Annotated in this window: 21 protein-coding genes, 1 tRNA gene and 5 pseudogenes; 11 read left to right on the forward strand and 16 right to left on the reverse strand. The window is 61.6% G+C overall.

What is annotated here, in order from left to right; genetic code table 11:
• The first annotated feature begins 51 nt into the window (after window positions 1-51).
• Window positions 52-544 (forward strand): annotated as a pseudogene (locus ABIB99_RS31555) (peroxiredoxin-like family protein).
• A gap of 64 nt (window positions 545-608) precedes the next feature.
• Here ABIB99_RS31555 and ABIB99_RS31560 read toward each other — a convergent pair.
• From ABIB99_RS31560 to ABIB99_RS31585, 5 genes and pseudogenes are all read right to left on the reverse strand, one after another.
• Window positions 609-1,820 carry an MFS transporter gene (locus tag ABIB99_RS31560; RefSeq protein ID WP_354121875.1) on the reverse strand — a complete coding sequence of 404 codons (1,212 nt, stop codon included), beginning with the start codon at window positions 1,818-1,820 and terminating at the stop codon, window positions 609-611.
• A 112-nt stretch (window positions 1,821-1,932) separates the two neighbouring features.
• Entirely contained in the window at window positions 1,933-2,415 is a 483-nt protein-coding gene (locus ABIB99_RS31565) for a cupin domain-containing protein (RefSeq protein WP_354121874.1), read from the reverse strand.
• Between the two features lie 50 nt (window positions 2,416-2,465).
• Window positions 2,466-2,780: pseudogene (locus ABIB99_RS31570) on the reverse strand (oxidoreductase dimerization domain-containing protein); the annotation flags it as partial.
• On the reverse strand, window positions 2,711-3,853 hold the full coding sequence (locus tag ABIB99_RS44525; protein ID WP_502917523.1) for an FAD-dependent oxidoreductase: 1,143 nt from the start codon (window positions 3,851-3,853) through the stop codon (window positions 2,711-2,713). The gene ABIB99_RS44525 and the pseudogene ABIB99_RS31570, both read right to left, overlap by 70 nt.
• A gap of 93 nt (window positions 3,854-3,946) precedes the next feature.
• The gene (locus ABIB99_RS31585; protein WP_354121871.1) at window positions 3,947-4,441 is read right to left on the reverse strand and encodes a DUF302 domain-containing protein; all 495 of its coding nucleotides are present in this window, start codon (window positions 4,439-4,441) and stop codon (window positions 3,947-3,949) included.
• A 228-nt stretch (window positions 4,442-4,669) separates the two neighbouring features.
• Between ABIB99_RS31585 and ABIB99_RS31590 the strand changes: the two genes are divergently transcribed.
• Both ABIB99_RS31590 and ABIB99_RS31595 read left to right on the forward strand, forming a co-directional pair.
• Window positions 4,670-4,951 (forward strand): hypothetical protein, encoded by a 282-nt coding sequence (locus ABIB99_RS31590; RefSeq protein WP_354121870.1) that lies wholly within the window; start codon window positions 4,670-4,672, stop codon window positions 4,949-4,951.
• 84 nt (window positions 4,952-5,035) lie between these two features.
• Entirely contained in the window at window positions 5,036-5,752 is a 717-nt protein-coding gene (locus ABIB99_RS31595; protein WP_354121869.1) for a peroxiredoxin-like family protein, read from the forward strand.
• A 42-nt stretch (window positions 5,753-5,794) separates the two neighbouring features.
• Here the strand turns inward: ABIB99_RS31595 and ABIB99_RS31600 are convergent, their stop codons facing one another.
• Entirely contained in the window at window positions 5,795-6,682 is an 888-nt protein-coding gene (locus tag ABIB99_RS31600; RefSeq protein ID WP_354121868.1) for a LysR family transcriptional regulator, read from the reverse strand.
• Between the two features lie 191 nt (window positions 6,683-6,873).
• Between ABIB99_RS31600 and ABIB99_RS31605 the strand changes: the two genes are divergently transcribed.
• The 3 genes from ABIB99_RS31605 to ABIB99_RS31615 all read left to right on the forward strand — a co-directional run bounded on the left by ABIB99_RS31605 (window position 6,874) and on the right by ABIB99_RS31615 (window position 9,264).
• On the forward strand, window positions 6,874-7,698 hold the full coding sequence (locus tag ABIB99_RS31605; RefSeq protein ID WP_354121867.1) for a 3-hydroxybutyrate dehydrogenase: 825 nt from the start codon (window positions 6,874-6,876) through the stop codon (window positions 7,696-7,698).
• A 68-nt stretch (window positions 7,699-7,766) separates the two neighbouring features.
• A complete protein-coding gene (locus tag ABIB99_RS31610; protein ID WP_354121866.1) occupies window positions 7,767-8,918 on the forward strand; it encodes a patatin-like phospholipase family protein in 1,152 nt (383 codons plus the stop codon).
• A 106-nt stretch (window positions 8,919-9,024) separates the two neighbouring features.
• A complete protein-coding gene (locus ABIB99_RS31615) occupies window positions 9,025-9,264 on the forward strand; it encodes a DUF2798 domain-containing protein (RefSeq protein WP_354121865.1) in 240 nt (79 codons plus the stop codon).
• Between the two features lie 80 nt (window positions 9,265-9,344).
• Here the strand turns inward: ABIB99_RS31615 and ABIB99_RS31620 are convergent, their stop codons facing one another.
• From ABIB99_RS31620 to ABIB99_RS31635, 4 genes are read right to left on the reverse strand one after another with little or no spacing between them, the layout of a single operon-like run.
• A complete protein-coding gene (locus tag ABIB99_RS31620; RefSeq protein WP_354121864.1) occupies window positions 9,345-9,863 on the reverse strand; it encodes a DoxX family protein in 519 nt (172 codons plus the stop codon).
• Window positions 9,860-10,642, reverse strand: coding sequence for an HvfC/BufC N-terminal domain-containing protein (locus tag ABIB99_RS31625; protein ID WP_354121863.1), 783 nt, complete (start codon window positions 10,640-10,642; stop codon window positions 9,860-9,862). Before ABIB99_RS31625 ends, ABIB99_RS31620 begins: the two co-directional genes overlap by 4 nt.
• Entirely contained in the window at window positions 10,632-11,540 is a 909-nt protein-coding gene (gene bufB / locus ABIB99_RS31630; RefSeq protein WP_354121862.1) for an MNIO family bufferin maturase, read from the reverse strand. Before bufB ends, ABIB99_RS31625 begins: the two co-directional genes overlap by 11 nt.
• A 42-nt stretch (window positions 11,541-11,582) precedes the next feature.
• Window positions 11,583-11,888 carry a BufA1 family periplasmic bufferin-type metallophore gene (locus ABIB99_RS31635; protein WP_354121861.1) on the reverse strand — a complete coding sequence of 102 codons (306 nt, stop codon included), beginning with the start codon at window positions 11,886-11,888 and terminating at the stop codon, window positions 11,583-11,585.
• A 320-nt stretch (window positions 11,889-12,208) separates the two neighbouring features.
• Here ABIB99_RS31635 and ABIB99_RS31640 point away from each other — a divergent pair, with 320 nt between their 5' ends.
• The gene (locus tag ABIB99_RS31640) at window positions 12,209-14,320 is read left to right on the forward strand and encodes an adenylate/guanylate cyclase domain-containing protein (protein WP_354121860.1); all 2,112 of its coding nucleotides are present in this window, start codon (window positions 12,209-12,211) and stop codon (window positions 14,318-14,320) included.
• 265 nt (window positions 14,321-14,585) lie between these two features.
• Here ABIB99_RS31640 and ABIB99_RS31645 read toward each other — a convergent pair whose 3' ends face one another.
• From ABIB99_RS31645 to ABIB99_RS31660, 4 genes and pseudogenes are all read right to left on the reverse strand, one after another.
• Window positions 14,586-15,449 (reverse strand): NmrA family NAD(P)-binding protein, encoded by an 864-nt coding sequence (locus tag ABIB99_RS31645; RefSeq protein ID WP_354121859.1) that lies wholly within the window; start codon window positions 15,447-15,449, stop codon window positions 14,586-14,588.
• 158 nt (window positions 15,450-15,607) lie between these two features.
• Window positions 15,608-16,418 (reverse strand): annotated as a pseudogene (locus ABIB99_RS31650) (alpha/beta fold hydrolase).
• Between the two features lie 736 nt (window positions 16,419-17,154).
• Window positions 17,155-17,619, reverse strand: a pseudogene (locus ABIB99_RS31655) (nitrilase-related carbon-nitrogen hydrolase); the annotation flags it as partial.
• A 677-nt stretch (window positions 17,620-18,296) separates the two neighbouring features.
• A complete protein-coding gene (locus ABIB99_RS31660) occupies window positions 18,297-18,737 on the reverse strand; it encodes a hypothetical protein (protein WP_354121858.1) in 441 nt (146 codons plus the stop codon).
• 139 nt (window positions 18,738-18,876) lie between these two features.
• Here ABIB99_RS31660 and ABIB99_RS31665 point away from each other — a divergent pair, with 139 nt between their 5' ends.
• The 4 genes and pseudogenes from ABIB99_RS31665 (at window position 18,877) to ABIB99_RS31680 (ending at window position 20,530) form a co-directional block, all read left to right on the forward strand.
• The gene (locus ABIB99_RS31665; RefSeq protein WP_354121857.1) at window positions 18,877-19,059 is read left to right on the forward strand and encodes a hypothetical protein; all 183 of its coding nucleotides are present in this window, start codon (window positions 18,877-18,879) and stop codon (window positions 19,057-19,059) included.
• Window positions 19,060-19,155: 96 nt separating this feature from the next.
• Entirely contained in the window at window positions 19,156-19,356 is a 201-nt protein-coding gene (locus tag ABIB99_RS31670) for a hypothetical protein (RefSeq protein ID WP_502916682.1), read from the forward strand.
• Between the two features lie 655 nt (window positions 19,357-20,011).
• Window positions 20,012-20,465, forward strand: a pseudogene (locus ABIB99_RS31675) (thiaminase II/PqqC family protein).
• Window positions 20,444-20,530, forward strand: a tRNA-Met gene (locus tag ABIB99_RS31680). The pseudogene ABIB99_RS31675 and the gene ABIB99_RS31680 overlap by 22 nt, the downstream one beginning before the upstream one ends.
• A 51-nt stretch (window positions 20,531-20,581) precedes the next feature.
• On the opposite strand, the gene ABIB99_RS31685 is transcribed toward ABIB99_RS31680, so the two are convergent.
• Window positions 20,582-20,983 carry a hypothetical protein gene (locus ABIB99_RS31685; RefSeq protein ID WP_354121856.1) on the reverse strand — a complete coding sequence of 134 codons (402 nt, stop codon included), beginning with the start codon at window positions 20,981-20,983 and terminating at the stop codon, window positions 20,582-20,584.
• Between the two features lie 227 nt (window positions 20,984-21,210).
• Window positions 21,211-21,402, reverse strand: a complete 192-nt coding sequence (locus tag ABIB99_RS31690; RefSeq protein ID WP_354121855.1) for a hypothetical protein — start codon at window positions 21,400-21,402, stop codon at window positions 21,211-21,213.
• Window positions 21,403-21,658 lie beyond the last annotated feature (256 nt).

Here is a 21,658-nt window from a genome sequence, read left to right on the forward strand (position 1 = left end):
CTCGTTGTCGCAAGAGGCCAGGAGATGGCCCCCTCGCAAAAAGGACCTCTTATGCTGATCCCCCGCCAGAAGGCTCCCGAACTTTCCGTCGAAACGCTCGACGGTGGCCTCTTCGATCTCGCCAACGAGGCGCCACAGCGCTTCACGCTCGTCTGCTTCTACCGCGGCCTGCACTGTCCGATCTGCGCCAACTATCTCAAGGAGCTGGAACGCCATTCTCCAGCCTTCGCTGAGCGCGGCGTGAGCACGATTGCGATCAGCTCCGACAACGAGGAGCGGGCGCGGGCAATGGCCGAGAAGGTGAGTGCCTCGAAGCTTCGCTTCGGGTATGGACTTAGCCTTGCCAGGGCACGCGAATGGGGCCTCTACATTTCCGCCTCGTGCGGCAAGACCTCAATTGGTATCGACGAGCCGGCGCTCTTCTCCGAACCCGGCGTCTTCCTGATCCGACCCGCGGCCGAACTTCGGCGAGATGGTTCAGGCGTTCGACTTCATCATCAAGAACGACTATCCGGCGCGCGGCGAATATATCGGCGCTGTATGAGAATGCCGAACGTCGGGCTCGCTGGGCTGCCGCAACTTGCCGCTCTAAATCGCCCAAGCCCGTGTCAGCGCAATTTCGGTTTCAACGCCAGCGTGAGCACAGCGGCTAGAGCAAGAGACGCTCCAACGCCGATCACGCAAGCGGTCCATCCCAGTGAGTCAAAGAGCCGGCCTAGAACCGCGGTACCGACAAGCCCCCCAAGGAAGTAGCAGGCGAGATAAGTGCCGCTGGCAATTCCCCGGCTCTCGCTGGCGGCCTGGCCGACGAATCCGGTCGCTGCGGCCTGCGCAAAGAACGTTCCGACGCCGACCAGTACCATTCCAGTCAGAACTTGAGGCAGATGCGACGTCAGCATCAGAGGGAGGCCAATCACGGCAACGCCGAGGGCGGTCCAGATCGTTGGGCGAGTCCCGAGCCACGCGACGGCCTTTCCTGCGAGCAGCGTGGTGAAAATCGACGGCAGAAACACGAAGTAAACAAGGCCCAGGTCCATCATGCCGACCGATAGTGGTGGCCGTACCAAAACGAAGTTCACGAATGTGAAAGTACCGATGAAAGCAAACAGGATGCAAAAGCCGAGACCGTAGGCTGCGCGTAGCCGAGGATTTCGCCAATGCGCGAGCATGGCGCCAAGTGGCGAGTCGATTGCCGTCATCGCCTGCATTGGCTGCACGCGATGTATGGAGAAGTAGACCAAGGCAGCGCCGGCGAGATTCAGGGTCGCGAAGAAATAGAAGTTCCAGGCCAGGCCCAGACTGTCGGCAACTGCGGCGGAGACCAGCCGGCCAATGAGATTGCTGGCAACGTTGCCGGTGATGTAGGCGGCAAACGCGCCGCCGGCGTCCATAGCACTGCACTGCTCACCAAGGTACGCAAACGTCAAGGTAAATGCGGAAGCCATGCACAGACCCTGCGCTACGCGCAGTATCGTGAAGACGGTGATATTAGGCGCGATCGCAAGCAGGCTTGTGGGGATCGCGAGTAGCGTCAGGCTGAGAAGGATGCCGAGTCTTCGGTCAATGTGCGGGCTGAAGAAGCCGACGACGAGACCTGCGATTGCCATTCCGAATGTGCTGGCATTGACTGCAAATCCCATTTCCGCCGGGGTCACGCCGTAGTGGCGCGTCAGGGAAGGGAGGATCGCTTGCGTTGCGAACAGATCGACGACGGTCAGGAATGCGGTCAGTCCGATCACGAGGTAGCGAACCACGAGGCCTGACGAATGCTCCTGCATCTTGATCGCAACCGACTTCATGCGGGCGGACATTTCGGTCATTGCGCGACCTCTCATAGGGCTTCAAAGGAGGATGTGACGCCCGGCGTGCGGGGCGGCACGGGGGATCCCGGGTCATCACATCCGGTAACGAGGCTGGGGCTGGGAGCGCTCGTTACATGTTGTGGTCGCGCGGATCCTTGCGGACGTCGCCGACATAGAGAATGACGGTCTCCTTGCCGAGGTTCTTCCACCAGTGCGAGGTGCCGAAGACCTCAGGGCGGAGATCGCCGGCCTTGTGCACGATCGGGTCGATGCAGTTGGAGGCGTATTCGACGATCTCGCCCTGCTGCACGAAGATCAAAGCCGGGCGATCGTCATGGCTGTGCCAGGGCACGATGCCGCCAGGCTCGATGGTCAGCTTGCGGAAGCGCAGCTCGCGGCCCTCGATGTGCGCAGGCTGCTTGCCAAGGTCTATCGAGCCGAGCGTGACGTCGGTGACGCCGACCGGCTTGTAGTCGACCATCGGCTGCGCGTTCGGCTTGACCTTGCCGGCCGGGCACTCGCCCGCGAGCACGGGCTGCATGGTGAGCGTGAGCGCGCCGATGAGGGCAAGGCCAGGCCAGACAACGCGCGCTAATTCGAAGTTCTTGAACATAGGGAGGTCTCCTCTGTTGGCCGTAACCTCACTGGTCGCCGGCTATGAGATCAGCTTCGCCGAAGTTGAGCGTTCCTTGAAATGCCGTGTGTCTTTCGAAACGATAGCGAGCCGCTATGCGTGCCCGGCATGTGCTTGATGTCGGCCGAAAACGTCGGATAGGCGTAGACGTTGTCGCGCAGTTGCTTTGCGGTGATGCCGACCTTGATGGCGAGAGTGAAGACGTTGATCAGCTCCTGGCCGGCATGGCCGACGAAATGCGCGCCGAGGATGCGATCTGTGGCGCGATCGACGATCACTTTCGACCAGGCGATGGTCTCGGCATATGATCGCGACGAGAACCAGTCGCGCATGTCGTTGACGTGAACGTCGACTGCATAGCCAGTCTGCCGCGCCGCTTCCTCGGTGAGGCCGACGGCGGCGGCGCCGGCACGGTGTAGACCGACGTCGCCATGCCCGCGTAGTCGGGCGTGTGTTTCGGTCCGTCGACGATTTTGCGGCCGACTATGTCGCCTTCATAGGTTGCAATCGGCGACAGTTGCGGCGAGATCGGCATGGCATCGCCGCAGACGTGGACTCGAGGGTTCGAGGTCGAGCGCAGGTGTCGATCGATGGCGATCCGGCCGTTTACGTGCTCGACCTGACCTCTCGCCAGATCGAGTGAGTCGACATTGGCGATCCGGCCGGCGCCGTTGACAACACGATCGGCTTCGAATGACTGTTCGATACCACCATGGGTGAAGACCACCCGAAGCCGACCGCCGGCCGCCTCGATCCGCTGGACGGCGACGCCGGTCCTGATCTTGATGCCGATCCGCTCACTCTCCGCCTGCAGTTGCGCGACCGCATCAAGGTCCATCGCCGGGGGGAGCTGCGGCAGCGCCTCGAGAACCGCCGCGGCACCGGCGCGTGCAAAGACATGACCGAATTCCAACGAGATCACGCACCGCCGATGAAGACCACGGATACCGGCAGCTCGTGATCGCTCAGCATCTCGTCCGAGGTGATCATGTGCTCGGCGCCAGGAATTGGCAGCGATCGCGGCTTGGATCCGGTGACGATCACGACATGCCGGGCCTCGAGCACGCGATCGCCCGACGCGGATTGCGTTGGAGGCGACGACGGCGCCATGGCCCCCGATCACGTCGACGTTCCGGCGCGCCATCGCGCGGGCGAGGTTCGTAGGAATATCCTTGATCATCGCCTTCTCACGGTCGATCAGCGCGGCCCAATCAAGCCAGGGTTTACCGACCGTGATGTCATGAGCGGACGCGCGTTCGATGTCGTGCAGGGCCTGACCTGCCGCGTTCAGAATCTTCTTGGGTGTGCAGCCACGGTTAGGGCGAGTGCCGCCAAGATCGCGAGGCTCAATCATCGCGACCGAAAGGCCGGCGTTGCCGCCGCCCAGGATCACCACGTCGAATGTCTCGCTGGTCATAGGACGGGTCTCCAATGCCGGATGAGAGCGTCGCTTGGGCGACCGGGCCGCGCTTTCGATGCGGTCCGACGCCGGGGCATTCTTCGCTGCGTGCTACTTGGTTGTGATGGTGGAGGTGATGGACTTGACCACCATGGTCGCCATCTTGAACTGCGCTTCGCGATTCCCGATGTTGTGCCGCTTGGCGATCCAATCGAAATCGGTCCATACGGCCCAGACGTCGCCATTGTCGTCTTGCGTGAGCAGCAGGCGAACCGGCCAGTCCAGCCCCGCGTTGGGGTTAGCGGTGATGAATTGAGTACCGAGCGGCGGATTGCCGAAGATGAGCAGGGTGGAAGGCCGGAGCTTGATGCCGGCGTCAGCGGCAAGTTTCGACTGATCGACCTCCAGGAAGAACTTGATGCCCTTGGCGGCAATGTCCGACTTGATGCGGTTGATCGCTTCCGACATTGGTACCGCGCTCTTCAGGCGGACGATGCCATCATCGCTGTCGGCCCGCGCGACGGATGTCGCTGCCGAAAACAAGAGGAACAACAGCAGAAGCGAGGTCGCGAAATTTGTAAGACGTGAGGTGATGAGACGATTCATGGCGTTTCCTCCTCTAAATGGGCCGCTCGGGATTGCGTGCAGGATGGGCGCCGACTTCAAGGAGGTGAAATGCCGTCTGGCTCTTGAGGCGATAGCCCCACGCTATCGCGTGCGCGATAGGCAGCGGCTATCAAACCGATTGGGCATCGGCATTTCCGTTCCTCTGTGAACGGGCATTCGATGGCAGAGCGCCCGATCAGCGGGCGTTCATGTCAGGAGGAACATCCAATGACGAAGCTGCCCAAGAGCCTCATCGCCGCCGGCGCATTTGTGATCGCCACAGCCGCATTCGCGCAGACGCCGTGGGAGTTCAAGTCCGGTATGGCCTATCTCTATGATGGGCCGGGCAAAATGTCGGCCATGGCCTTGGCCTCAACTGAGAAGAACCACGAGTCCATGATGAAGCACGCGAAGAAGGTGCCCGAGAATACGGTGTTCTTCATGGACAACGGCTCGCTTTACTACACCTCCGGCAGGCTCGATCCGACCGGCAATTTTTACGTGAACTGACTATAGCGCCTCGCGCGATGGTCGCCCCTTGCGGGGCGGCCGAAATGCGAAATAATAGGTCCAACTCCTGTGCCGGAGCGGAAGATGACGTCCCTTTCACCAGTCGATGCCGAACGGCTCAAGCTTGCCTTCCAGCGCTGCCGTGACATGGAGGGAACGCTGAACGAGCAGCTTCGAGCCTATGCCGATGCCGGGCGCGAGATCTTTCCGGCCTATGGCGAGGCGGTCGATCGCCTAGTGGCAAGACTTACCGAGAACGGCGGCGGCGAGGATGCGCCGCGTCCGGGCGAGGTGATGCCGCCCTTCATGTTGCCCGACCACAAGGGGCGGCTGGTCACGCTGCCGTCGCTGCTCGCGCGCGGCCCGGTGGCGGTCATGTTCTTTCGCGGCCATTGGTGCCCTTTTTGCCGGCTGAACGTGCGCGCGGTGATCCAGGCGCAAGACCGCATCAGGGCGATGGGCGCGCACATCGTTGCCATCATGCCGGAGACGCAGGAATTCACCGGAACTTTCAAGGCGGATTCCGGCGCGCCGTTCCCGGTGCTGACCGATCTCGACAACGGCTATGCACTGTCCCTTAACCTTGCAATCTGGCTGGGAACCGAGATCCAGCGGCTGTTGTCCTATCAGGACATGGCGCGCTTTCACGGCAATGATGGCTGGATGTTGCCGATCCCGGCGGTGTTCGTCGTCGGTCGCGACGGCCTCGTGAAAGCACGCTTCGTCGATCCCGACTTCCGCAAGCGTATGGAGATCGATGATCTACTCAAGGCGCTGGAGCAGGCGAGCAGGGAGCATTGATCTTCACCTCGCCCCGCTTGCGGGGAGAGGAGTCGGTAAGCGCTATCCCGCAATCTCGCGCCAGTCCGCGCCGCGCAGCATGCGCATCACGGCTGATGCGACGGCGGTGCGCTGGCGGCCGGCGACGCCGTAGAGATTGACGGTGCGGCGGGCGTCCAGTCCTGCAACCGCAGCCCGCTTCAGGCTCGCCGGCACCGGCGAGGTGTGCGGTACCATAGCGACGCCGATGTCGGCCTCGACCAGCTCGATTAGATCGCGCTCCGAGGAAATCTCGTGGCTGTGATCGACGTCGATGCCGTGCTCGCGCAGGCTCGCCGAGATGCGCTTGGCATGCTCGCAATAATTCCGGCTGAGCAACTGCTCCGAGCGCAGATCGTCGAATTCGATATTGCTGTGTGCTGCCAGCCGATGGCCCTTGCTGACGACGAGCTCAAAATCCTCGGTGAACAGCGGCCAGACATCGAGCCGCTCCCAGGCCTCATCGATCTCGGCGGCGATGCCGAGCTCGGCCTCGCCCTTCTTCAAGTATTCAGCGACCTCGCGGCCCGAGCCACGCAGGAAGCGGAATTCGAGCCGGTTGAACTGGCGCTTGATCTGGTTGAGATGGGGAATGAGCAGCGCCAGATCGATCGAATGCGTCAGCGCGACGCGCAGCGCGCCGATTTCGCCGCTTTTGAACGAGGAGGCCAGCGACCGGGCACCGGCCGCGGCCTCGTAGCATTGCTTCAGGAGCGGATGCATGCGTTGGCCGAGCTCGGTCAGCTGCGCCGCCGGCCGCTCCCGGCGGAACAGGTCGCCGCCGAGCTCCGCCTCGAGCTGCTTGATGGCGCGCGTCAGCGAGGGCTGCGTCACATTGCACTCCTCGGCGGCGCGGGTGAAATTCAAGAGTTGCGCCACCGCGAGGAAATAGCGGACCTGGTGCATTTCCATGGATTGGCTCCCGGCAAGATCGACCCGGAATCTACCCGATAGGGGCCGCGAATGACATCCCAACCGCAATAGCGTCCACGTATGGTTTCGGAAGCCAACCGGCATTTCCGTTTGAGCAGGCGATCCCTCAGAGTTTGCGAAAGTCAGAGGTCGGTCATCAGGCCGGCCATCGCCAACGGAGGGTTTCGGCCATGGACATTCCCCTCAAACCGCAGACGTCTCAGTCCTTACGGGCACTTGCCGGCAGGGTCGCTCTGGTTACGGGCTCGACCAGCGGCATCGGGCTCGGTATCGCGCGGGCGCTGGCCGCGGCCGGCGCCGACGTCGTGCTGAACGGCCTTGGCGTTCTCGCCGAAATCGGGAAGGTACGCGAGCAGATCGCCGCCGAGTTCGGCGTCAAGGCGAGCTTTTCGCCGGCGGATATGGCCAGGCCGAACTCGATCGCCGAGATGATCGCCGCCACCGTCGCACAATCCGGCCGGCTCGATATTCTCGTCAATAATGCAGGCATCCAGCACGTCGCGCCGCTCGAGCAATTCCCTGTCGAGAAATGGGACCAGATCCTCGCGATCAACCTGTCGTCGGCCTTCCACACCACGCGGCTGGCGCTACCGGCAATGCGCCAGAACCGTTTTGGGCGGATCATCAACATCGGCTCAGCTCACGGCCTCGTCGGTTCGCCCTTCAAGGCGGCCTATGTTGCGGCTAAGCACGGCATCGTCGGCCTCACCAAGGTCACGGCGCTGGAGACGGCCGAAGAAGGCATCACCTGCAACGCGATCTGCCCTGGCTATGTCTACACACCGCTGGTGGAAGCGCAGATCGACGGCCAGGCCAAGGCGCACGGCATTTCCCGCGATCAGGTGATCCGCGACGTGCTGCTCACGCAGCAACCCAACAAGCGCTTTGCCACGGTGGAAGAGCTCGGCGCGCTCACCGTGTTCCTATCGACCGAGGCTGCGGCCTCAATCACCGGAACCGCGCTGCCGGTCGACGGCGGCTGGACCGCGCATTGATGGGCACGCGTAACAAATCGCAGCGATTTGCGAATATTCGACAGCTGCAAGCTCACCGGGAGCAGAACATGAACGGCATGCAAGGCAATACGCAGAGCATCAGGTCAACGGACCTGCCGGGCCAGGTCGTGCTGGTGCTGCAAGGCGGCGGCGCGCTCGGCTCTTACCAGGCCGGCGTCTACCAAGCGCTGCACGAAGCCCTAATCGAGCCGGACTGGATCATCGGCACCTCGATCGGCGCGATCAACGCCAGTCTGATCGCCGGCAATGAGCCACAGGCCCGGCTCGCACGGCTCAAAGAATTCTGGAAGCGGATGGAGCAGAATCCGATCTGGAATCTGCGCACCGCCTTTCCGGGCTTCAACGAGAAGCTCGCCTACTGGTCGACCGTCACCAACGGCATTCCTGGCTTCTTCCGGCCCAACCCGCTGGCGCATGCCGGCGATTCCTATCCGCTCGGCGCCGATCACGCGGGCTTCTATTCGACCGCTCCGCTGGAGAAGACGCTGCGCGAGCTCGTCGACTTCAGCCTGGTCAATCGCTGCACGCCGCGGCTCACCGTCGGCGCCGCGCATGTGCGCACCAGCCAGATGCGCTATTTCGACAGCCGTGATGGCGAACTGACGGTGAAGCATGTGATGGCGTCCGGCGCGTTGCCGCCGGCTTTCCCGGCGGTGCGGATCGACGGCGAGTTCTACTGGGACGGCGGCATTCTCTCGAACACGCCGACGGAGGCCGTGTTCGACGACAACCCGCGCCAGAACTCGCTGATCTTCGCGGTGCACTTGTGGAATCCCGTCGGCGCCGAGCCGACCACGATGGCGGAGGTGCTGAACCGGCACAAGGACGTGCAATATTCCAGCCGGATTGCGAGCCAGATCGCGCGCCAGCAGCAGGCGCATCGCCTGCGCCACGTCATCAATCAGTTGGCCGCGCGACTTCCCGAAAGCGAGCGCAGCAACCCGGCAGTGCGCGAGTTGATGAGCTACGGTTGCCCGACCCGCATGCATGTAGTGCGGCTTCTCGCGCCGCAGCTCGATCACGAGACCCACACCAAGGACATCGACTTCAGCCCGTCCGGCATCATGCGGCGCTGGGACGCCGGCTATGCTCACACCAGGTCTGTGCTCAAACGCAAGCCGTGGGTCGGCGAATTCGACCCCCTGTCAGGCGTGGTGTTGCATGAGCACATGGAAGAGATGCCGATGGCGGCGGAGTGATCGCACAGCCGGTTCAGCTGTTCGAAGTCGGAGGCTGGTTGAACCTATTGAAATTGCAAGAGAGAAAAGTAGCATAGCCTCCCACCGCATCAGGTCTGGGCCACCTATGTTTGCTATTCCGCGGCGCTATAGCCATTTCGTTTTTGGAGCCATCCAGTCTGGCTTGACTTGCTTCATTGCCGCAGGGATCGCGAGCAATCCATCGATTGCAACCGGTCATTTCCTTTGGAATTGGTTCGCCTCGTGGCTGATTTCGTGGGCAGCGATGTCGCCGGTGGTTCTGCTCGCCGCGCCCGCAATAAGGTCGCTATCGCTCGCTCTGACGCGGGACGAGCCTGCGAGCTAAGTGAAACTGGGTCGCCGCTATTCCACTGCGAGACCGATGCGCAGATCCGACCTTGGCCCGCGCACCTACGGATTCAATTTTTAAGCGCGCGATTTATCCGGCAAGACCATAAGTTTGCCCACCAAGTGATCGAGCGAGACGCGCCCCGGTCCGTAAGCCATGATGGCGAGCGCCATGGCCGCCCAGGTGATGTGAACTGGCCAGCCGTCGGGCACGGTGAGCTCGACGATGACGGTCATGAGCAGCAGTCCGAGCGCCGCGAACCGCGTGCCGAGGCCGAGGACCAGCAGGATCGGAAACAGGATTTCGCCACATCCCGACACGAACGCCATCACCGTCGGCGTCGGGTAATGATAGGGGCCGCCCGGAAGATGCAGCATGAACTCGTCGCTGAACAAAGTCACGGCGGTATTGCTCAGCTTGAGGAAGCCGTCCCATTTGAGAATGCCGGAGCGCCAGAACGGCACCGCCAGCGCCACGCGCAGCACGAGCTGGACGATCGACGGGGCGGCGATCGTCTGGACCAGGTGACTGGCCTTCTCGGCGAAGTGCCCGAGCGATGGCTGGCCGCTGCCCGCCGCGATGCGTTGTTCCGTCATCTTGCGTCTCCGGAAGTCACCGAGGTGAAGGCGCCGGCCTCGATCAGGCCGGCGATGTTGGTGGCAAGGTCGAAAGCCGGGAAATCCTCCAGCGCCGCCGCGGCAGCTTCGCCGAGAGGGCGTCCCGACGTCAGGCAGGCCAGGAAGATCGCGCCGCCAGGCGGAAACCGTCGCACCGTGACGTCGAAGTCCGGTCGCGTGATCAACGCGTCTTCCGGCGTCGCGGCGTCGATGGTGCCTGCGGGTTCCGTCCCGCGGTTGGCGGAAAAGATCGTCACCGCTGCGGAAGACGAGCGTATGATCCGCGTCGCCGGGTGCGTCGTGAAGACGAGATCGGCCAATTGGTCCGGCGCGACTTTGGACAAAGGGATCGGGGAAAACGCCGCGGCGTCGGCGGCGTGATAGGCATCGAGCCAGGCCCGTTCGATCCGGGCGACGTCGGCGAGCCAGGGCAACGATTGCGCGTATTCGTAGCGTTCGATGAAGGCCGGAAAATCACGACCGTATTCGAACAGAAGCGGTGATGTCGGCGGTGTCTCGCGGATGTGGAAGCGCGCCATGGCGCGGAAGAAATCGGCCCCGGTGATGCGCTGCACCGCCGGATAGGTCGCGGCGAGCGCGTCGATCAGGCTGACCGTGACATTGTTGCGGTAGACGTTGTAGCGCTTGGCCGCCGCCTTGCCGTTCGGCCCGGTGACGACGGATGGCACCTCGTGCGCAGGATCGAGCAGCGCCGGCGCGAAGGCGGCCGCATAAGAGGCGTGCTGCTCAAGCGGCATGGCGATCCCCCACGGTATCGCAGCAATCGAGGATTGCCTGGGCTGCCTCCGCCTCGGCTTTCAAGATCGGCCAGTCCGGGATCTTGCTGTCCCACTCGATCAGCGTCGGAATGGGGCCGCAGCGCGCGATGACGATTTCGAACAGCTTCCATACGGCGTCCGCAACCGGACCGTCATGGCTGTCGATCAGCAGCACGTCGCCTTCGTCGTCGCTCTGCTCGGCATGGCCGGCGAGATGAATCTCGCCGACGCGCGCAAGCGGGAAGTCGGCGAGATATTGCAAGGCCGAAAAGCCGTGATTGGTCGCGGAGACGAAGACGTTGTTGATATCGAGCAAAAGGCCGCACCCGGTGCGCTGTGCGACGCTGCGGATGAAATCGGTCTCGCTCATGGTCGAAGCGCGAAACGCGACATAAGTCGACGGGTTCTCCAGCAGGATCGGTCGCCGGATCACCTCCTGCACCTCGTCGATATGATCGCAGACGCGATCGAGCGTCGCTTGTGTGTAAGGTAGGGGCAGAAGATCGTTGAAATAGCTGGTCTCATGCGTCGACCACGCCAGATGTTCGGACACCAGCGCCGGCTGATAGCGTGCGACAAGACCGCGGAAGCGCGCCAGATGCGCGCGGTCGAGCGGCTCTGGCCCTCCGATCGACATGCAGACGCCGTGCACCGAGACTGGATGATCGCGGCGCAGGCGTTCCAGCGTTCGATGCGGCGGACCGCCCGCGCCCATATAGTTCTCGGCATGGACTTCGAAGAAGCCGCGCTGCGGACCCTCGCCGATAATTGCGCCGAGATGCTCGTGCTTGAAGCTCGTCCCGGCGACGCCGCCGAGGGGCAAGGAAAAGCGGAGGGGAATAGTCGCAGACGCCCGAGCCTTGATCGCCGCGTTCATGTCGCTCCCTCCGCTGTTGTGGTGATGTGTTGAATTGCCGTGTCAAACCGGCTTCAGCGAACCCTTCTTGCCGCCCGGCAGTTCGATACTAGTGCAGGTGCCGCCCTGGACGAATTTCCACGCGTTGCCCTGGAAATCGACCGTCGAGGTGCCCTGACAGGTCGTGCCCGGTCCCGCCGCGCAGTCATTCTGGCCTTTCAGCGCGACGCCAAAGCACTTCTCCTTCTTGGCGGCGACGGCCGCATCGGCCTCCGCCTTGGTCAGGGGGGCGGCGGAGGCCAGTGTCGCGAGCGCGGTGGAGACGGCGCCGGCGAGGACGAGCGAACTGATGGTGGTTTTGGCAGACATGAGAATTCTCCTCTCGGGGTTGCTTCGCCTCGACAGGCGAAGGCGCATGGCCTCATTCGTTCCCGCTGCAGCCTTCGTTACCGGGTCAGCCGCTCACGAGTCTGTGAGACCGTTGCGCGCCGCGCACGACAGGGTGCGCTTGGGGCGGATTAGCGGGGAAGCGGCCGGACAAGGCCAATGCCTTATCCCTATCGAGACGTTAGCCAGCGGGCATTGGAGGGGGCTTCGGGCATTTGCGAGATGTAACGAACGGGCGCGCACCGCGTATAGCCATACCAGTTGGCGTCGCCATCGCCCCAGCTTGCGGAGTGGAAACAACAATGATGGCCAGTCCCGGACGACGATATGGCCCCAACCCGCTTCAACCGGTCGCCAAGCGGCTCACGGTCAGCATCCGACTTGCGGTCTCGGCGCTGGTCTTGACCGCGATCCTGCTGACCGCGGCACTGTCCAGCCTGTTGTGGTGGCGGACCGCGGAGGCGACCAGCCGGCAGTTGGCCTCGACCATCAACGCGCAGATCGTGGCCGCCGTCCGCAAGGAGGTCTCCGCGATCGTCGACGAGGCGCGTGCCGCCCACACCGCCATTCGCACGCTGTTCCTGCAAAACGTGCTCGACACCCGCGAGGCGGACAAGCGCGAATTCGTGTTCCTGTCGCAATTGCAGTCGCAAGCGACGATCTCCTGGGTCGCCTTCGGCTGGCCCGACGGCGCGTTCTTCGCCGCTCACAAGCTCGGCGACCGCCGCATGGAAATGATGGAGATCTCGCTGACCGATCATCCCGGCCAGCGCCGGATCGACGAATATGACGTGGTACCGGGCGATATCGAATTCGCCAACCGCCGTTTCGAGCCGACCGATTTTCGCGTCGCCGAACGGACCTGGTTCAAGACCGGTCTCAAGGCGGAGGAGCCGGAGTGGTTCAAAGTCGCCGATCACCCGATCGGAGAGCGGCCGTCGATTGCGTATGCCGGGCCGATCGACGTCTACCAGGAGCGTCAGGGTGTGCTTGCAGTCATCATCGAATACACGAGGCTCGCGCGTTTTCTGTCGCAGCTCGAGGTCGGCCATACCGGAACCGCATTCATCTTCGATGGCGCCGGCGAGCTCGTGGCGGCGCCGGACAAGGACGCCGACGAATTGCATCCCACGCGTGGCGAGCAGAAGCTGCTGCCGCTGGCACAGATGGCGCTGGCAAAAGCCGGCGCCGAGGGCCGCAAGGAGGCCTGGCGAAGCCGGCTTACCTCAGGCGGCGCAGCCTATGAAGTCGCGCTCACGCCGTTGCCGTTTCCCGGCTGGCGGCTTGCAACCGTCATTCCAGAGGCCGAGTTTCTCGGACCAGTCGAGACGACGCTGCGACGATTGATCATCGGCCTTGCCGTGGGCGCGGTATTCGCGGCGTTGGCTTCGGCGGTGCTGGCACGTACGGTGATTGCAGCACCCCTGTCCCGCGTCGTTGGCGAGATCCGCCACGTCGAGACCTTTGCGCTGGAGCTGGTCCGCCGGCATCCCTCGCGGCTCAAGGAGATCGCGAGCCTGTCCGGGGCCATTGCTGAGATGGCTGCGGGGCTGTCCGCCTTCCGCAAATTCATCCCGGCCGATCTCGTCCGCGGGCTGTTGCGCCAGGGCGTCGAGGCAAAGCCCGGCGGCGCCATTCAGGAGCTGAGCGTGATGTTCATCGACATCGCCGGCTTTACCGGCCTGTCCGAACGCATGGGCGATCGCGTCGTGCCGCTGTTGTCCCGCTATCTCGATCTCGCCTCGGAGGCCATCGTCGCTAATGGCGGCACCATCGACAAGTTCATCGGCGATGCCGTGATGGCGTTCTGGGGCGCGCCGCAGCCGCAGCCCGATCACGCGCTACTGTGCTGTAGCGGGGCGCTGGCCTGCCGCCAGGCGATCGAGGACTCCGGCTTGGTCGATGACCAGGGCAAGCCGCTCCAGATCCGGATCGGTATCAATTCCGGCCGCATGCTGGTCGGCAATATCGGCTCAGAGCTGCGCCTGAACTACACCGTCATCGGCGATGCCGTGAATGTCGCGAGCCGGCTCGAGAGCGCCAACAAGAGCTACGGTACGCAAATCCTGATCGGCGAAGAGACCGAACGCCTGGCGCGCGGCGCGATCATCACCCGCGAAATCGACAGCATCGCGGTCTATGGACGGGAAGAGGGGCTAGCCGTTTACGAACTGGTTGATCTTTCAGAGGAACGCGAAGCGAGCCGCCGCGCATCCTGGATAGCACACTATGAGCGAGGGCTCGCGAAATATCGAGATCGGGACCTGACTGGCGCGATAGTTGAATTCGAGGCTGTACTGCGGGACCGACAGCAAGATCAACCTGCCGAGGTGCTGCTAGAACGCTGTAGGCAGTTGCAACGGAGGGATGCACCCAAAGACTGGCAACCGATTGCGGTGTTGAAGTCAAAATAGTACTTGCGCGTCGTGGCGGTGGCGGTCAGATTCGAACCTTCCAAATCTGCTTTCGGTGTAGAGGCTACATTCGCCGAACTGACCAAGCCACTCGACACTTCCATACGCTGCTGCCTATCGCGAGAAACGTTTCCCAACGTTCCCGAGCCAGGGCACAAGACGCCTTAGACGCAAATCGCAACCTGGAGCGAATGTCGGTATCGGTGGTTGGCCTCCCCGCAACCACGCTCCAATGCGACGACGTACTCCGGTTACGGCGTCGTGATTATTCAGCCGCGCTCGAAGGCGCGACCGGTGCGAACGCATACGCGTTCTTCTGCACGAACTCTCGAACGCTCATCGGGGGTATGCCGGTCAGCCCTTCGACATCCTTGCTGAACCGATCGTACCTGTTGTCCCGATGGAGTTGGGCCATTGTCACGACGTGCGAGATAACATGAGGTGGTATCTCGAAGGCGGCAAGTTGGTCCTTCATCATCTCGGGCGGAACGTCAACATACGAAATCGTACGGCCAAGCGCGGCCGAGAACTCGCGTGCGACCGCGTCCAAGTCCTGCGAAACATGGCCGGTCAGGTGATAGGTCTTGCCGATATGCTCTGTGGGATCGCTCAAAATTTCAGCGATCACTCGAGCGACATCGAAGGCGGCAATCGCTGAGTTCTTTCCCTTTCCCAAGGGCGCCATAATCTTATTCTGCATGGTAACGCCCGTGACGCTTTGAAGGAAAAGTCCTTCCATGAACGCAGTTGGTCTTACCTCCACTACTGGAAGCCCGGACCAGGACAATATCTGCTCCGCCAACCAATGCTGCTTTTGTTGGGGCTGGCGGACGTGTTGAAGATGTCCATCTCGTTGACGGTCATCTGGGAGAGATTGACGAATGCCTTCGCGCCATGGTGCTTTGCAACGCCAGCGACGTTGGCAGCGGCTTCGAGATAGCTCGGCGAGACCGACATCCCGAAGAAGACGTTCGCACCCCTCGATCGCCCGATGTGCTGCCGTAAGATCGAGCAGATCGCCGACCACGACCTCGGCGCCTAGATCCCGCAGTGTGGCGGCCCGCTCGTCGTCAACCCGAACCTGTGCCCGTACCCGGACTCCGTGAGCGAGAAGCAGCTCTGTCACCATACGGCCCACCGAGCCGATCCGCCCCGCCGCCCCCGGTCACGAGGATCGGAAGTTCTTGCTGTGTCGCGTTCATCTTCGCCTCGCATTGGAATGCACATGCATTGCCGCACCACGAAGCCTCAAAGCCGCGGGTCGATCGGGAATATGACGTCGCCCCGTCATCCTTTGAGGAAAGCCAACAGATCTGCGTTCACTTGGTCCGCGTGGGTGACGCACATGCCATGCGGAGCGCCAGCATATTCCTTCAAGCTTGCGTTTGGCAGAATTTTCACCGAGCGCCGGGGGCAATGTCGATAGGAACGATCTGATCGTCATCGCCCTGCAGGAGCAGGGTTGGGATGGTCATCTTCTTGAGATCATCCGTAAAATCGGTCTCGGAGAAGGCCTTGATGCAGTCGTACTCGCCCTGGAGGCTTCCCATCATGCCCTGAAGCCAAGAAGAATCGATCTGGCCCTGCGAAATCTTCGCGTTGGGGCGGTTATAGCCAAAGAACGGAATCGCCAGTTCTTTGAAAAACCCAGCCCGATCGGCTACCAGGCTCGCGCGGAGGCCGTCGAAGACACTCATAGGCGCTGTCGCGGGTGTCTGCACCATGTGCGGAGGCACCGCGGAGATCAGAACCGCTTTCGACAGACGCGACGTGCCGTGACGGCCGACATAACGGGCGACCTCGCCACCGCCGGTCGAATGACCGACCATCGTCGCGCCCTTGATGTCAAGTGTTTCAAGGAGGCCGCGAGATCATCGGCGTAGGTATCCATATCGTTGCCGGTCCATGTCTGGTCCGATCGGCCATGGCTGCGGCGGTCATGGGCGATGACGCGATAGCCGTTGTTCTGCAGGAACAGCATCTGGGCGTCCCAGGCATCGGCGGTGAGCGGCCAGCCATGGGAGAAGGTCATGACCGGACCGGCGCTCCAGTCCTTGTAGTAAATCGTCGTGCCGTCTTTCATCGTTACCGTCGACATGTGATCAGATCCTTTGTGAGAAGCGTGGTGGGCGGCTGGTTTGGCATCGCTCGCCGTCTTGGCGAGCGTCACCTTCGGGAGGCCGAGAGCCGCCACAACACCGCCACCAGCGAGGAGCAGATGGCGTCGTGAGGTCGCGGAATTGATGGGTGCACTGGTCGTCATGTCGACTCCCCGGTTAAGGACTCTGCTGAGGGTGGCCAACCAGCACGTTGAAGTCCTCCGTGCTCATCCAGTAGCAAAACGGGCTCTCCCGTTCGCCTCACACACGACATGCCTGCAGATTGATCTTCTAAGCTGACAACGTCGTTCCTCGTCAAAATTCGGGCAACGCCGATCGACTGATTATCGAGAAACAGCTTCGATGCTGCCGCATAGTTGTTTTCGTTTACGAGATCACGGAATCGCAAAGCATTAGGGAGTATTCGAAAGCCGCAAGCTTCTCCCATGGCTTTGAATGTCGTTTCTGCTGCCAGGCCAGTTGCCGAGGTTGAGGCCATGGCGGCGACCGCGATCCATCTGGAGTAAGAAAGCATGCCAAATACCTCGCTGCGTTGCCTAGGCGGCAAGCACCGCCCCGAATGTCTTCTGAGAAATCTCCAGCCACCGCACCGGCGTCGCGAACGCCTCGCGCCACCGCCAAGGCTCTTGGTCACTGCGCATTTACGACGCGTCGCCGATCATCGATATCCGCGACGTCATCGACGGAAGCGATCGCCGGGTGCGGTTTGCGTTCGCGCTTGCGCTTGTCGATGGCCCAGAAATCGAGATCGGCAATAACCTCGCCTTCGCCCGATCGCAGCGGTGCGCCCATGAGTTTACGCTCTGGAGAGACGATCGCGGTGAAGCAGCCGCTGGAAATCGGCTCGATTCTGCTACCGGTGTCCTTCATAATCCGGGCTTGCTGCTCGGCATTCAGCCACGCTGTCGCACAGACAACGAAACACCCGGCCTTCAGCGCGTGTTGGCGGATATTGATGGCTATCTGCTCGGAGAAGCCGTCGCCGGCGAACGAGCCGGGATACATGGCCGAGTGGATCTGCTCGCCATCGGCCATCAGGGCATAGCGGGCCAGCGGGTTGTAGTGCTCCCAGCAGGCCAGTTGACCGATGCGCCCCACGGCGCTGTCGACACAGCGCAGCCCGGAGCCATCGCCCTGACCCCAGACCATGCGTTCATGATAGGTTGGGGAGATCTTGCGGCAGTGCTGAATGACTACCTGAATTCACGCAAGTTTCTGTCGTCGATTGTTGCCGATACCAACAGAAATACCAACAAGCAGACGTGCCGTATTAGGTGGCAAAAATAAAACAGCAGGCTCCCCGGCAGCAGGGCAGGCACCATGCCGTTCCGGTCTCCACAATGTCCCGACCGGAATCGAACCTGGCTCTGACTCGAAATGCCGGAGGCTGGGACGATTTCGGGGGCGACTCTGTTGCCTGGACGCGAGACCGACGCCAAATGCGCTGATCGTGCGCCGCTGATCCGCGATCTGCTGGACGTCCAATGACGATGGCGTGCCAATGTCCGACAACACACCGAACGCGGCTCTGCGGACATGGGCTGCGATACTGCCCCGGCGGTGACCATTGCGCGCACGGTTTCCACTCGACCGCGTCGGCCCCGCTCAACGAGGAGGTCGCGTTCGACGGCGTTGTAGTGGAAGTCCAACTCGCCCACGACTCTGAGAGAGAAGCGCTGGTGGCGCGACGAGGTTGTGCGGCGCCGGCTTGGCAGGGGCCGACAAGAACAAGATCCGCGGATCTATAACTGTGCTGCCTATTGGGCCGGACGCATGCGTTTAATGCAGCGTTGGACTGATCGCCTCGACAGCCTGCGCGACGGTGCGCCCGCCGTCCCGCTGCGCAGATCGGCGGTCTAGCTTGCTCTCGCTTCGACCCTCGGCAGCGAAGCATGATATTCATCCACGCTGTCGAGGTCGATCATGGTCTTACCTCCCATCTTGTAGGCCCTGATCCTCTCGTGGGCGATCAGCAGCTCATAAGCCTTTGCCTTTCCGAATTTGCCATAGCGGCAACCATCCTTGAACTCGACGAGCCGGCGCCGCTTGTTGTCATGATTGTCAACCACGGTTCCTGCGTGTGCTTCGATGATTTTCCGCCACAATCGGATCAAGTCCCGCTGAGCGAGATCGGCATAGGCACTTCCATGGCGCGACCTTGGTGTCGATGCGGGGTTACCAGGAAGGCACTGCTTTTGTGGTAGCTGATGAGGTTCATGCTGACTTGTTTCGACGCCATCTGCGCGTAGCCCAATTGCCCGAATGCGTCGATCTATGTCGCCTGCGGTGCCAAACAAAGGGCTCTCTGATGCCGCGACTAACTCCTGCGCGCTGTAGCGTAGAAATGGGACAGACCGTATGCGCTGTTGGCAAGTTCGTAACACGCCGTCCCCGTGCTCACTTCGCCCCGTGTGCAAAGAAAAGACGAAAGTCGGCGTGAAGGCGCGCCAGCGCCCGGCCCGGGGCCTTTCCAAGCGTCTGGATGCCGCGCTCGTCGTGGATGAATTTGGCAGCACTGGTGGTCATACCCGCCGCCAGCAGCGCATCAATGCGTGCTTGAACCTCGGGCAGGGACCGAATCTCTCCGGCATCAAATCGCCGGCAAAACTGACATCATGAGCGAGTTCACGGACCAGCCTATAGAGTCAACTGATGGAGAGTTGCGCCTCAATGCGGCTGTGCTAGTACGCCCACTCTCGAATCGAGGAGCTAAAAGTGACGAAGAAGGCAAAGAAGACGGCTACGAAGAAGAAACCAGTGCGTCGCGAATACACAAAGGCTGACGTGAAGGAGCTGCGCGCTCATTCGAAAGCGAAGACTCCGGTTGCAAAAATTGCGAAGCTCACAAAGCGCTCCGAAGGCTCACTCCGCCAAAAGGCGCTCAAGCTTGGAATCCGGCTCGGTCACCAGCGCTAGAAGGCGGCATCATGACGCTCTTCAATAGAGTGTTCTCGACGAGAACGTTGTTGCAAATCATCTGCGTTCTTGTCGCTGTTGTCGCAATGAAGTTGTTGGGCGCTCACTATGACTTTAGCTGGGCAGCCGCAGTTGCGGTTGACTAGAAGAGCACCTTAGCAGGCTGAGCAGAAAAGAAGTACGCCTAGTGGCGAGCTATCACGCGGCGTTCAAGCGTACGAAGTAATGGCGCCTTCAGAGCCGCAGGGCGAAGGAGCCTAGTCAAAAATCTAGCGCGGGCAATTTCCCGATATATGTGCGGCAGGACTCGAACCAGCAACCACGCCGTTATGAGCGGCGGGATAATGGCCGCCGCCGTTGATTTTCCTGCGCTTTACGTGGAATTCGGCCACGTTCGTTGCGCTTCGTGCGGGTTGTTTCTGGTGCGAAACTGGTGCGGTTCGTCCGCAGTTGAAACTTGGATTTAGGGCATATGCTGTTGGTGATAACGTGAGAACGCAAGACAGTCCCGGCGACCGACGGCAAGCGAATTTCGTGCGCCATGGTGCCGGCTGATCGCGGCGGCCTGTCAAGGTCAGCCTCAACCCGGTTCGCAACGCGCTATCGGTAGCGAGCCAAAGACGTTCATGGGAAAGCAAGCCAGGCGAAAAAGATCGTGAGTTTCTTCGAGCGTCTAAAGACAGAAGCATCCGCCGAGTGGCGGGCCTACACCGAGCATCCCTTCACGAACGGGTTGGCAGACGGCTCGCTCGCCGAAGCGGCGTTTCGTTACTACCTTGCTCAGGACTACCTGTTCCTCATCGAGTTTGCTCGCGCTTACGCGCTCTCGGTCTACAAGTCGCCCAAGCTTGCCGACATGCGTGAAGCGGCGGCCGGCCTCTCGGCCATCCTTGATGTCGAGATGAATCTATCGCGTTTGGATCGCCGAGTATGCCGGCGAGCCATACCAGGAGGGCGCGGCGAAGGCGCGGGCGCACCTGGAGCGTCTCGCCGATCTCTACGCCACGCCGGCCCGCGAGGCAGAACTGATTGCGATCTTCAAGGAAGCCGCCCGACTCGAGGCAGACTTCTGGGAGATGGGCTGGCGCGCGGGCCAGCGTGTTGAATAAGAATTTAGGCTATCGTCAGGCTCATAACCTGAAGGTCATAGGTTCAGATTCTATCCCCGCAACCAAGATTGATACTGAAAACCCAGCAACCTCAATGGATTGCTGGGTTTTTGTTTTTAAGATCGAACCGTTGCCCTAGCAAAATCAATGACTTGCTTTCGTAGGTTCAAATCACCCGCAACCAGTTGCGGAATGCATAAGCGCGTCGGGCAAACAGCGACGATTGCGTATTCCTTGATGTTGGGGAGGAGGACGGATCGTTGACGCGCAATCCGATCATCCTTGTCGTCGAACAGTGTGAGGGAGGCGAGGCCGCACAGTCCCGGCCGGCCCATGGGGCGTGAATAGAAGTCTCGCGCGGCCTGCCGCGCGAGTATCCTGACCAAGGCGACAAGGCGTGGGTCGGGCTTCGATGAGGTGGGCAACGCAAGCTCGTTGGGCGCCTTGAAGCCCACACCGATTGCTTTGGGTGCTGTTTTTCCGGGTCTTTCGATTGCGTGCCCGAACACTGCGCGCATGATTGCGTCCTCCGTGGCCACCCCGCATTCATCCGAAGAGCGCGGTCGCGTGGACTGGCGTCAGCTCCGTCGGAACGTTCATCCACGGCAGTTTGACGTTCTACAGAGTCCGGTTTGCGCCAAGTGCAGCAGCCAACAAGAACGAAATGACCAATGCTCTGCCCGCAGGAGCATCGGTCACTGTAAAGGCCCGGCAAGATCCAAACCGATCCCGCCGTTGCTCAAAGTCAGATGGTCGGACTGACCTGAGCAGAACTCATCGTTGCGTACGGCCAGCCACCGCCCGACACTTTGTCCAGGGAGCTGTCGACGAGCGCATCCTTGTCAGGCGCCGTCGAGATCTGGGATGCATTGTTCTGAGCCGTGTCCTTGAGAGCTTCGGCTTCACCTTTTGAATTCGTATCCTGCGTGTCGGTCATCTCAATCTCCAAATTCATCAATGCAAGTGTTGTATTCGACGTTGTAGCTGCTCGCTAACCCCCTGGGCCGTTGACCGAGTAGGAGGCTCGCGCTGCTGAACTGAACGGCCAAGAGCCGCCTGACACATCGTCCAGGGAGCTATCGCTCAGCCCATCTGCCGTCGTCGAGATCTGGGATGCGTTGTTCTGAGCGGCGTCCTTGCTGCTCCCGAGAGGCTCCGCCGTCGCCGTTGAATTCGCATCCTGCCCATTGGTC

The organism is Bradyrhizobium sp. LA6.1, assembly GCF_040547805.1.
GTDB classification, from domain to species: domain Bacteria; phylum Pseudomonadota; class Alphaproteobacteria; order Rhizobiales; family Xanthobacteraceae; genus Bradyrhizobium; species Bradyrhizobium barranii.